Origin of the sequence: Propionivibrio sp. (assembly GCF_017995515.1) — a bacterium.
In the GTDB taxonomy this organism is placed as follows: domain Bacteria; phylum Pseudomonadota; class Gammaproteobacteria; order Burkholderiales; family Rhodocyclaceae; genus Propionivibrio.
In genome coordinates this window covers 19,340-30,737 of sequence record NZ_JAGOIT010000035.1, presented here as the reverse complement: position 1 = coordinate 30,737, position 11,398 = coordinate 19,340, and the positions used below count along the sequence as shown (strand labels likewise).

Genomic DNA, 11,398 nt, shown 5'->3' with positions numbered 1-11,398 from the left:
GGCGTCTGCTCGGCCGGTTTGGCGACGACCGTATTGCCAGCGGCCAGCGCGGCAGCAATCTGGCCGACGAAGATGGCGAGCGGGAAGTTCCACGGGCTGATGCAGACGAACACGCCGCGCCCGTGCAACGACAACGTATTGCGTTCGCCGGTCGGTCCCGGCAGCTGGACCGCCTCGGCGAATTTCTCGCGCGCCTGCGCCGCGTAGTAGCGGCAGAAATCGATTGCCTCGCGCACTTCGGAGAGCGCATCGCCCGGCGTTCGCCCGCCCTCGCGCACGATCAGCGCAATGAGGTCGTTCAGGCGGTTCTGCATCATCGTTGCTGCGCGCTCGAGAATCGCCGCGCGCTCGCCGGCCGGCGTGGATTCCCAGTCGTGGAAGGCAGCCTGCGCTTTCTCCATCGCCCGCGCCGCGTGGTCAGGCGTCGCCGAGACGACTTCACCCACCTCGTCGCGTTTGTCGGCCGGCGAATTCACCGGCGCACTCTCGCCGGTCATCACCTGGCCACCGATCACCGGCGCGGCGAAATAGTTCACGGATTTGCTGCTTTCAATCGCCCGGCGTACCGCATCGAGCGTCGTCTTGTCGTTCATGTCCAATCCTTTACTGTTGGCGCGCTCGGCGCCGAAGAGGTCGCGGGGAAGCGGGATGCCGGGGTGCGGCTTGGTCGAAAGCTTCGCGACCTTCTCGACCGGGTCGGCGAGCAGCGCTTCGAGCGGCAGGTCGGCGTCGGCGATCCGGTTCACGAAGGACGAGTTCGCCCCGTTCTCCAGCAACCGGCGCACGAGATAGGCCAGCAGTTCCTCGTGGCTGCCGACCGGCGCATAGATGCGGCACGGGCGATTCCATTGCTCCTTGCCGACGACCTGGTCGTACAACTCCTCGCCCATGCCGTGCAGGCGCTGGTACTCCCACTCGTCGCAACCCGCCGTCGCCGCCATCTCGGCCACCGCCGCCAGCGTGTGCGCGTTGTGCGTGGCGAACGCCGGGTAGAAGGCGACCGGATCGGCAAACAATCGCCGCGCGCAGGCGAGATACGAGACGTCGGTCGACGCCTTGCGCGTAAATACCGGGTAGTCAGTCAGGCCGCGCTCCTGCGCGAGCTTGATTTCGGCGTCCCAGTACGCGCCTTTCACCAGTCGTACCATCAGGCGCCGCCTGGCACGGTGCGCGAGGTCGGCGAGCCAGTCGACGGTCGCCAGCGCGCGCTTCTGGTACGACTGCAGCGCAACGCCCAGGCCGTCCCAGCCGGCGAGTTCGTGATCGAGCGCGAGCGCTTCGATGAGGTCGAGCGAGATTTCCAGCCGATCCATTTCTTCCGCATCGATGGTGAAACCGATGTTCATGCGCTTAGCCTGCAGCGCCAGCGCCTTGACCGCCGGCCACAGCTCGCGGCGCACGCGCTCCTCGTTGGCCACCTCGTAGCGCGGATGCAGCGCCGAAAGCTTGATCGACACCGACGGCGCTTCAAGCGCCGGCCGACCCTGCGCGGCGGTGCCGATGACCTTGATCGCCGCCATGTAGGTCTCGAAGTATTTGAGCGCGTCGCCGGTGGTGCGCGCCGCTTCGCCGAGCATGTCGTAGCTGTGGCGGTAGCCGTTCTTTTCCGCGCTCTGCGCGCGCGCTACCGCTTCGTCGATGTTGCGGCCCATGACGAACTGCTTGCCGAGAATGCGCATCGCCGTAATGATCGCCTGCCGGATCACCGGCTCGCCGGTACGCGCCACGAGGCGTTTGAAGGTACCGCCAAGATTACGGTCGTCGTTTTCCAGATTGACGATGCGCCCGGTGAGCATCAGCGCCCAGGTGCCGGCATTGACGAACAGGCTGTGCGAGGCACCGAGGCGCTTTTCCCATTCGGTATTGCCGATCTTGTCGCGGATCAACAAGTCCATCGTCTCGGTATCGGGGATGCGCAGGAGCGCCTCGGCCATACACATCAGGACGATGCCCTCGCGCGACGAGAGGTCGTAGGTATTCAGGAAGGCATCGAGGCCGCCGACCTTGAGGCGGCTGTCGCGCACGTTCTGCACCAGCGGCCGGGCGCGGTCGAGGATGCGTTGCTGTTCTTCGGGGGTAAAGCGGGCGCGGCGGACGAGTTCGTCGACGATTGTCGTCTCGTCGATGCGGTAAGCCTCACGCATCGCCTGGCGCAGCGCGCTGGGGTGTTCGGTTCGCATGCTGTTTCCTGTTCCGGAAAGTCGGTCTGGCGGCCGGGCACACGCGGCGGCAGACGGGATGTTTCACACGCTTGTTCTTGGTTGTTCAGCGTGGCGGCGGGCAAGCCAGACACCGGCCACACTATTGATCCGGCACGAAAAAGTCTCAACTTCCGTTCGGGCTGAGCCTGTCGAAGCCCGCCCCCCCTTCGACGAGCTCAGGGCGAACGGACTTCAAACATTACCTCACCGTATCAATAACGGACCTTTCAGGATCCGTCATTCCGGGCTTGACCCGGAACTATCCTGTTGTTCGGCCACTACTTCACGTAATCGTACTGGCCGCCCTTCCACTGGTAGACCATGAAGCCGGGCAGTTTGTTGTCGCCCTTGGCGTCGAAGTTGAGTTTGCCGAGCACGGTATCGAACGTACCGGTGCGCATCGCCTTCTCGAGATCGGCGTACTTCACGCTCTTGCCCTGCTCCGCAGCCTGCGCGAAGAGCTGCATCGCGGCGTAGGCGTACATCACGTAGCCTTCCGGCTCGACCTTGGCGTCGCGGAATTTCTTGACGACTTCGGTCGCCGAGGCGTTTTTGCGCGGATCGGGCGAGAAGGTGAAGAGCACATTGTCGGCCGCCGGACCGGCCGCCGTAACCAGCTCCGTATTGGTCATCGTGTCGCCGCCCATCACGGTCAGTTTCAGGCCTGCCTGCTGCGCCTGGCGCAGAATCAGCGCGACTTCGGTGTGGTAGCCGCCGAAGGCGACCACTTCAACGCCCGCTGCCTTGAGCTTGCTGACCAGGCCCGAATAGTCCTTCTCGCCCGCGGTGATCGACTCACGCAGCGCCGGTTTCACGCCCTTGCCCTGCAGCGCCTTGGCCATCTCGTCCGCCAGACCTTTGCCGTAGGCGCTCTTGTCGTCGACGACGGCGATCTTCTTGTCCTTGAAATGATCGGCCAGATAGCCGCCGGCCACCAAACCCTGCTGGTCGTCGCGCCCCATGATGCGGAAAATGTTCTTCAGGCCGCGCTCGGTGACTTGCGGGTTGGTCGACACCGTCGCCATCGGGATCTGCGCTTCGTTGTAGACGTCGGAAGCCGGGATCGTCGAGCTGGAACACCAGTGGCCGTGCATGAAGACGATCTTCTTGTTGACCATCGTGTTGGCCACCGACACCGCCTGCTTCGGGTCGCAGGCGTCGTCGCCGACTTCGAGCTTGAGCTTCTGGCCGAGCACACCGCCCTTGGCGTTGATGTCGGCAATCGCCATCTCCGCGCCCTTGCGGATCTGATCGCCGGCAGAGGCGTACTGCCCCGTCATCGGGCCGGCAATCGCCACCAGGTGATCGGCGTAGGCGTTGCCGCCCACAAATGCCAGCAGGCTGAAACCGGCGAGAAGAACGTTTTTGCTCATTTACTTCCTCCTATGAAATACGCATTGACGGGGTACTCTGCAAACGTCCGGACTGCGCTCGACGGCTCAAGCACGGCCGGACTCCTACGACATCGTGGCAACGATGCGGGCAAGCGCGCCGCATGGCAACCGGACTATTCTACAAAGCATTTGCCATGCCATCACGCTATTCACGATAGAAATGAGCGACTTAGGGAAGTCACCCTGCCGGCGAGAAGGCTTTATGCACACTGAAAGCGCAGACGAACACTGCCCGCGCACAAAGCGGGTGCCTGGAAGATGGTGTACAGGCGTAATACCGGCGAAGAGCGCACCGCAGGACGCGGCCGCAGGAAAAAAGCCGGCGGCAAAAGCGCGGAGATCAGCGGCGCCGCCGGCAAATCGGACTACATCGGCTTACGACAGCTCAGCCACACTTGAAGACATCTCGATCGCCGGCAGTCCGTTTCCGGCGGCGTAGCGCCTCAGATCTTCGACGAGAATCTCGGCCTCGCGCAGCGCCTTGCCGACCGGGTACGGGTGGCGTCGATGCGTCAGCGGGTCGATGGCGTGGAGATCACCGAGTTCGACAGCACGGCTCAGCTTGCGGTCGACGCTGGAGTAAGCGTCGCTGTACTCGGCGACTGCATCGTCCAGTTCGTGCTTTGGGCACATCGCGGACGCCAGAAGATGTGCCGCGGTTGCGAATTTGATGTAAACCGTCCCGCCCGGCAGAGTAATTGCGTTCATTGCCCCTCCTTTTCGTACAGAACTTGAAACATCGTTCAGATGCGCCGTTCGCCCTCGATATGATCGCGAACGGCGACGGCGCACCTGCCTTACCGACGCCGCCTAGATGATGCCCTGAGCGATCATTGCCTCGGCGACCTTGACGAAGCCGGCGATGTTGGCGCCGGTGACGTAGCTGACCGAACCATCGTCGCGGCGTCCGTGCATCAGGCATTGCTCGTGGATCTTGCACATGATTCCGTGCAAGCGGGTATCTACTTCCTCGCGCGACCACGACAAGCGCATGGCGTTCTGGGTCATTTCCAGGCCGGACGTAGCAACGCCGCCGGCATTGCTCGCCTTGCCAGGCGCGAAGAGAACACCGCTGCTTTCAAGCAGCTTGGTCGCACCGAGCGTGCTCGGCATGTTGGCGCCTTCGGCAACACAGATGACGCCGTTGCTGATCAGCGTGCGCGCGTCCGCCTCGTCCAGTTCGTTTTGCGTCGCACACGGCAACGCAACGTCGACCGGCACATTCCACGGCCGGACGCCGGCGATGTACTTCGCGCCGACCTTTTTCGCGTAGTCGCTGACACGGCCGTACTGCACGTTCTTGATGTCCATCAGCATGGCGAGCTTTTCCTCGGTGAAGCCTTCCTCGTCGATCGCGACACCAGCGGAATCGGATACGGTCACGACCTTGGCACCCAGGCTCATGGCTTTTTCGACCGCGTACTGCGCGACGTTGCCCGAGCCCGAAACGCTGACGCGCAAACCGTCGAATTCACGTCCTTTCAGCTTGAGCATTTCCTGCGCGAAGTAAACGGTGCCGTAGCCGGTAGCTTCCGGGCGAATCAGCGAGCCGCCGTAGGAAAGCCCCTTGCCGGTGAAGATGCACTCGGCGCTGTTCTTCAGCTTGCGCATCATGCCGGAGAGGAAACCGATCTCGCGCCCGCCAACGCCGATATCGCCGGCCGGAACGTCGGTATCGGCACCGACATGACGGAACAGTTCGGTGACGAAGGCCTGGCAGAACCGCATGATCTCGCCCGTGCTCTTGCCCTTGGGATCAAAATCGGAGCCGCCCTTGCCGCCGCCCATCGGCAGCGTGGTCAGCGCATTCTTGAATGTCTGCTCGAAGGCGAGAAACTTGAGGATGGACGGATTGACCGACGGGTGAAAGCGCAAGCCCCCCTTGTACGGCCCGATCGCCGAGCTGTGCTGGATACGGTAGCCGCGATTGACATGCACCAGCCCCTTGTCGTCCACCCACGAAACGCGGAAGGTAATCATGCGCTCCGGTTCGACCAGCCGTTCGAGCAAGCCGTTTTCCGCATATTTCGGATTCCTGGCGATGAATGGCCACAGACTTTCCATGACCTCGATTACGGCCTGCAGGTATTCCGGCTGATGGGCATTGCCCTGGCTGATCTTGTTGATAAAACCATCAAGTGAACCGACGCTCATTGTTTTCCCCAAAAGAAAGGACTAGAAGACGTGAAGCAAGAAACCAAAATCGAGCGTAACAATGCACTACGGCCGCACCAAAAACAATCCATATCGACCATAAAATCGAAAATAATATGACTAAATACAATTCATAATGCGTATTTGCACCATTTCGGTGCGTTTTTGACCAAAACATCGGGATTCTTACGGTTTTCGCACCGCCAATCGCACCTTGCATGGCATTTCCGCCCCGTCAAGCTATCCTATGACGCCGACGACACGCAGAAACTGCGAACCACTCAATCAAGGCCAGCACGCAATGTCCGAGATCCCGCAAAAAGCCGACAAACTGTCTCCGTTTTTTCCGACTACCGGTCTGCCGGGCCTGGATCGGGTTTTTCGCGGCGTCCAGCGCGGCGACAACATCGTCTGGCAGGTGCAATCGCTGGAGGATTACGCTGCACTGGTCAGCCGTTATGCACATGCGGCAATCGCGCAGAAGCGCCGTCTCGTCTATTTCCGCTTCGCCGATCACGGTCCGCTGATTGACGCCTCACCCGAAGTCGAAATCCACCACCCGCACCCCAGCGATGGCTTTGATTCGTTCGTCGACCAAGTGCATTCGGTCATCGAGGCGGCCGGGACGGAAACGATGTACGTTTTCGACAGCCTCTCGGACCTCGCTGAAGCCTGGCAGTCGGACCGGATGATGGCGAACTTCTTTCGCCTCACCTGCCCGCGCCTGTTCGATCTGCACACGGTGACCTATTTCGCGATCAGGCGAAATACGCACGTCGAGTCGGCAATCCAGATGATTACCGAAACGACGCAATTCCTGCTCGACACCTTCCGCTGCCGCGACAAGCTCTATATCCGGCCGGTCAAGGTCCAGCATCGGTCGGCCGCGGCGATGAACCTGATCCACGCCTGGGAGGAAGGCGACCACTTCCGCCCGGTAACCGACAGCGGCACCGTTTCGGAAATACTCGCCGGATCGGACTGGCGCGGGCTCGACGACAACCGCATCGTCAGCCACTGGCGACGCCACTTCGGCACAGCGCGCCTGGCGCTCAAGGCGCGCGCCGAAGGAAAAGCCGATGCAGCGGTCGAACAGCACTGGTTCGACAGCCTGAGCAAGCTGCTTTTTCCGGCCGATCCGACGCTGGCCCGAATGGCCCGCGACTACCTGACACTCGACGATCTCATCTCGATCCGAGACCGGATGGTCGGCACCGGGAGCATCGGCGGCAAGGCGCTCGGCATGTTGATGGCGCGCGGCATCCTGCGCAAAGAATCGCCCGAGCTGCACGATCAGCTCGAAGCACACGATTCGTTCTACGTTGGCACCGAGGTCTTCGATACCTTCCTTGTGCGCAACGGCATCTGGTGGATGCGTCGCCAGCAGCGTGATCCGCACACCTTCCTGCACCAGCTCGACGAAGCGCACGCGCGCATCATGCGCGGCACCTTCACCGAATCGACGCAACGTCAGCTCGAAGGAATGCTCGATTACTTCGGCGAGTGGCCGTTCATCGTCCGCTCCAGTTCGCGGCTTGAAGATCAGTACGGCAATGCGTTCGCCGGGCAGTACGAGAGCGTTTTCTGCGTCAACCACGGTCCGCGCGAGCAACGCCTGGAAGAATTGCTGAACGCCATTCGCCAGGTCTATGCCAGCTCTCTGAGCGAAAAGGCGCTGCGCTACCGGCAGCGACGTGGCCTGCTCGAAGCGCACGAGCAAATGGCCCTGCTGATCATGCGCGTCTCGGGAACCGCCGGAGGCCGCTACTTCTATCCGCACGCCGCCGGCGTCGGCCTCTCGTTCAATCCCTACCGCTGGAACCCGAAGATCGACATGCACGCGGGCGTCGTTCGCCTCGTCGCCGGTCTGGGTACGCGCGCCGTCGATCGTGCGGACGACGACTACACGCGCCTGATTGCGCTCAACGAGCCGGAACTTCGCCCTGAAACCAACTTCGGCGCGATCGCCCGCCACGCGCAACGGCGCATGGACGTGCTCGACCTTTCAGGCAACGGCGTGGTTACCGGGCCGTTTGCCGAGCTGAGCGCGGAGGATGCGAGTTTCCCGCTTGGTCTGTTCACCACCCGCGAGCAGCCCGAGCGCCCACCGTTCCTCACCTTTGACGGGCTGATCAGGAACGGCGAATTCGTCGCGCGCATGCAGGCGATCCTCGGCCATCTGCAGAGCGCCTACCACCACCCGGTCGAAATCGAGTTCGCGCTCAACGTACGGCCGGGAGAACCGCTGCGCTTCAATCTGCTGCAATGTCGTCCGATGCAGGTGCGCAGCGTTGACCGGCGCGTCAAGGCCGAACCGCCCGCATACGTTCCCAGTCTGATCAGTGCGCGTGGCGCCGTCATCGGCCCGAGCCGCGTCATCCGACCGGATCGCATCGTCTATGTCGTGCCCGAACAGTACGCGCAACTGAATCTGGCCGACCGGGCTACGATCGCGCGTGTCATCGGCAAGATCAACCGCGCGAGCACCGGGCGCTCTGTGCTGCTGCTCGGCCCGGGTCGCTGGGGGACGCGCGACGCCTGGCTCGGCATACCGGTCGCCTTTGCCGACATCAACAACGTCGCCGCCATCTGCGAAATCGTCACCATGCACGAATCGCTGGTGCCCGACGTCTCGCTCGGCACGCACTTCATCAACGAGCTGATCGAGGCCGACATGCTCTACTTCGCGCTCTTCCCCGGGCACGAAGGCAACCAGATCGACGAACGCCTGCTCCGGCGGCAAGCCAACCGCCTGAGCAGGATCGTCCCAGACGCGCGCGACTGGTCGGCCGTCATCCGCGTCGCCGACATGCGGACCAAGAACCTCTCGCTCTACGCCGACGCCGAGCAGCAGCGTGTCACCGTGACGCTCTGATCCGGAAGCGGCGCACGACAGGCTACAGCGTCAGCCAGTCGTGAGCTTCGGGCTGGAACGGAATGTCGGCGACGATCCAGCGCACGCATTCGCTTTCCTGAAAGCGAACGTCCGTCGGCTCGTACACCCGGTGGCCGAACAGGCCGGCCCCGATCGGACTCAGGACTGACCAGCAGTTGTCCTCGGGATCGTGATCTTCCGGGTAGACCAGCGTCAGCTCGAACTCCTCGCTGGACATCGGGTCGGCCAGACGGACCGTCGAGTTCATGGTAACAAGGTCGCGCGGCACATCCTCGGGCGCGACGACCAGATTGGCCGTGCGCAGCCGATGCAGCACCGTCACCGCCGGCAGACTGAGTTCACGGCCGGCGAACACCCGCTCGATCAACGCCTCCAATCGTCCCTTGTCGAGCGCGGAGACGCAACTCATTGCCTTGCTGTAGGACACTCTTGCCCCCTTTCTTCACGACCGGGCTCCACCCGGAGTACGAACGGCCAAACGCTGGATGAATACGCGACGCTCGACGCGTCCTGGCTCAATGCTCGAACGACATGGCAACAAACCAGCTCCGTCGCCCCGTTCCGCTGACACGATGGATGCGCCCTTCGCTCAACAACTCCTGGACGCTCCTGCTCAGCATCTCGTTATCGGGTTCGACACCCAAAACGTGCGACAAGCGACGCGTATCGAGGCAATGTTTTTCGTGCAATGCCCGCAAAACAGACTGTTTCGTAATCACCGACATGATCCCTCCTTCAATGCGATAGAACCGTTGCCCGATGAACTACAATCAATTGCAACACTCTGTACCAACCTTGCGCCCAACCCCGAGCCGGCTAGCATCAACAAGGATGCAAACCCGAGTAATTAATCAGTGAGGACATGGTAACCAAAACCGGAATCGACCATAAGACCCGGATTTGACACCTCTCTGTTTCCCACAAAGACACAATCAACCTGATCAGAAGGCAGAACATGATCGACCTGAACCTGATGGCCATCTTCGCGCGCGTCGTCGAAGCGGAGAGCTTCGCCGAAGCCGCGCGGCGGATGAATACGTCGCGCTCCGCAGTCAGCAAGGCGGTGGCAAAACTGGAGAAGACGCTGGGCGCCCGCTTGGTCAACCGGACGACACGGCACCTGAGCCTGACCGAGATCGGCTTGATGGTCGCCGACCATTGCTGCCGGATGCTCGAAGAGGCCGACCAGGGCGAACGCCTGGTCGCCAGCTTCACGACCGAACCGAGGGGCGTACTCCGAGTGAGCGCATCGGTCGCCTTCGGCACGCTGCACATTGCACCGGCTCTGGCCGAATTCCTGCCCCGTTATCCCGACCTGAAGATTGATCTCACCATCACCGATCGCTGGATCGACCTCGCGGAAGAGCGCTACGACCTGTCGATCCGCGTCATGAACGATCCGCCCGGCAACTGGGTCGCGCGAAAGCTGGCGCCGGTCCGCCGCCGCGTCAGTGCGACGCCCGAATACTTCAAACGCTTCGGTATCCCACAAGTCCCGACCGATCTTGGCAAACATGTCTGTCTGGACTACGCCCTTTCCGGCGAAGCAGGACGCTGGCGTTTCGTCCGCAACGGAGAGGAACAGTCGGTGGCGATCGCCGGACCGCTCCGGGTCGATGACGATGAGGCCTTGTCGCAGGCGGTGCTCGGCGGCCTCGGCGTTGCACTCCTGCCGACGTTCATCGTCGGCGGGGATCTGCAAACCGGGAGGCTGCGCGCCGTCCTCTCCGACTACACGCAGATCGACCGCTACGTTTATGCCCTCTACCTGCCGACGCGGCATCTCCCCAACAAGGTGCGTGTCTTCATCGACTTCCTCGTCGAGCGCTTCGGCCCCGAGCCGTACTGGGATCGTCCGGCCGGGAAAACAAGCGTACCGAGCGAGAACCAGCTCATTGCACCGTGACCGCAACGCCGCACTGCACGGGGCACCAGTCCATTGAATCAATGAAGCCACATCCAACCACGCAGGGCCGGGTTGAGTTCAGCAATGACTTTCGTCAGGCTACGCCCTTGCGCACCTTTGAGCACTTCGCGGATTTTGCCTTCCAGTCGTTTCAGGCTGGTCGGCGCAATCTTCAGCTTCGGGGCTTTGTGCCACGTCAGGCTGTAGCCCAGAAACTTCCTCTCCCACGGACGCGCCACGGCGCTCTTGGCCGCATTGACCGTGAACTTGAGCGTGCACGCCAGAAACCGGGTGACGCTCGCCATGACCCGTTGCCCCGCCGTTTTGCTTTTGAGGTAGATGTTGCAGTCATCGGCATAGCGGCAGAAGGCATGGCCCCGGCGCTCCAGTTCCCGATCCAGGTCCGTCAGCAGGATGTTCGATAGCAGCGGACTCAAGGGGCCGCCTTGTGGCGTGCCTTCCGTCCGCGGGGATACGATCCCCTCTGCCATCATGCCTGCTTCCAGATACCGGCGGATGAGGCGGAGCACTCGCCCGTCGCCGACCTTCGTCGAGAGTTTCTGCATCAGCAGGTCGTGATTGACGCGGTCGAAGAATTTCTCCAGGTCCATGTCGATCACTACCCGACGGCCTTCGGCAACATGCTGCCGCGCGGCCTTGACTGCCTGATGGGCGCTCCTCCCCGGTCGGAAGCCGTAGCTCGATTCGGAGAATTCCACCTCGAAGATCGGTGAGAGTACTTGATGCAACGCTTGCTGGATCAGTCGATCCGTCAGCGTCGGTATGCCGAGCGTCCTTACCCCGCCTTGTGGCTTGGGAATATCAACCCGGCGCACCGGCGAGGGAA

9 protein-coding genes are annotated in these 11,398 nt (G+C 62.2%); 2 read left to right on the top strand and 7 right to left on the bottom strand.

The window, feature by feature from the left end; genetic code table 11:
* From putA to gdhA, 4 genes are all read right to left on the bottom strand, one after another.
* Positions 1-2,180: bifunctional proline dehydrogenase/L-glutamate gamma-semialdehyde dehydrogenase PutA (gene putA, locus KBA32_RS07850; protein WP_294357213.1), on the bottom strand; the 2,180-nt coding region annotated here is incomplete at its 3' end.
* A gap of 299 nt (positions 2,181-2,479) precedes the next feature.
* Positions 2,480-3,574 carry a branched-chain amino acid ABC transporter substrate-binding protein gene (locus KBA32_RS07845; RefSeq protein ID WP_294357211.1) on the bottom strand — a complete coding sequence of 365 codons (1,095 nt, stop codon included), beginning with the start codon at positions 3,572-3,574 and terminating at the stop codon, positions 2,480-2,482.
* Positions 3,575-3,970: 396 nt separating this feature from the next.
* On the bottom strand, positions 3,971-4,303 hold the full coding sequence (locus KBA32_RS07840; protein WP_294357209.1) for a hypothetical protein: 333 nt from the start codon (positions 4,301-4,303) through the stop codon (positions 3,971-3,973).
* Between the two features lie 102 nt (positions 4,304-4,405).
* Complete coding sequence (gene gdhA / locus KBA32_RS07835) at positions 4,406-5,749, bottom strand: NADP-specific glutamate dehydrogenase (RefSeq protein WP_294357207.1); 1,344 nt, start codon at positions 5,747-5,749, stop codon at positions 4,406-4,408.
* Positions 5,750-6,050: 301 nt separating this feature from the next.
* Here gdhA and KBA32_RS07830 point away from each other — a divergent pair, with 301 nt between their 5' ends.
* Positions 6,051-8,624 carry a PEP/pyruvate-binding domain-containing protein gene (locus KBA32_RS07830; RefSeq protein ID WP_294357206.1) on the top strand — a complete coding sequence of 858 codons (2,574 nt, stop codon included), beginning with the start codon at positions 6,051-6,053 and terminating at the stop codon, positions 8,622-8,624.
* Positions 8,625-8,646: 22 nt separating this feature from the next.
* Here KBA32_RS07830 and KBA32_RS07825 read toward each other — a convergent pair whose 3' ends face one another.
* A complete protein-coding gene (locus KBA32_RS07825) occupies positions 8,647-9,072 on the bottom strand; it encodes a GreA/GreB family elongation factor (RefSeq protein WP_294357204.1) in 426 nt (141 codons plus the stop codon).
* 88 nt (positions 9,073-9,160) lie between these two features.
* Positions 9,161-9,370, bottom strand: coding sequence for a hypothetical protein (locus tag KBA32_RS07820; protein WP_294357202.1), 210 nt, complete (start codon positions 9,368-9,370; stop codon positions 9,161-9,163).
* Between the two features lie 230 nt (positions 9,371-9,600).
* Here KBA32_RS07820 and KBA32_RS07815 point away from each other — a divergent pair, with 230 nt between their 5' ends.
* Positions 9,601-10,551 (top strand): LysR family transcriptional regulator, encoded by a 951-nt coding sequence (locus KBA32_RS07815; protein WP_294357200.1) that lies wholly within the window; start codon positions 9,601-9,603, stop codon positions 10,549-10,551.
* A gap of 38 nt (positions 10,552-10,589) precedes the next feature.
* Here the strand turns inward: KBA32_RS07815 and ltrA are convergent, their stop codons facing one another.
* Positions 10,590-11,387 (bottom strand): group II intron reverse transcriptase/maturase, encoded by a 798-nt coding sequence (gene ltrA / locus KBA32_RS07810; RefSeq protein ID WP_294357199.1) that lies wholly within the window; start codon positions 11,385-11,387, stop codon positions 10,590-10,592.
* Positions 11,388-11,398: the final 11 nt, after the last annotated feature.

Bases quoted from the DNA above. Each gene is read 5' to 3' on its own strand.
- gdhA (WP_294357207.1), bottom strand. From the start codon at position 5,749: ATGAGCGTCGGTTCACTTGATGGTTTTATCAACAAGATCAGCCAGGGC.
- KBA32_RS07845 (WP_294357211.1), bottom strand. From the start codon at position 3,574: ATGAGCAAAAACGTTCTTCTCGCCGGTTTCAGCCTGCTGGCATTTGTG.
- KBA32_RS07840 (WP_294357209.1), bottom strand. From the start codon at position 4,303: ATGAACGCAATTACTCTGCCGGGCGGGACGGTTTACATCAAATTCGCA.
- KBA32_RS07820 (WP_294357202.1), bottom strand. From the start codon at position 9,370: ATGTCGGTGATTACGAAACAGTCTGTTTTGCGGGCATTGCACGAAAAA.
- KBA32_RS07830 (WP_294357206.1), top strand. From the start codon at position 6,051: ATGTCCGAGATCCCGCAAAAAGCCGACAAACTGTCTCCGTTTTTTCCG.
- KBA32_RS07815 (WP_294357200.1), top strand. From the start codon at position 9,601: ATGATCGACCTGAACCTGATGGCCATCTTCGCGCGCGTCGTCGAAGCG.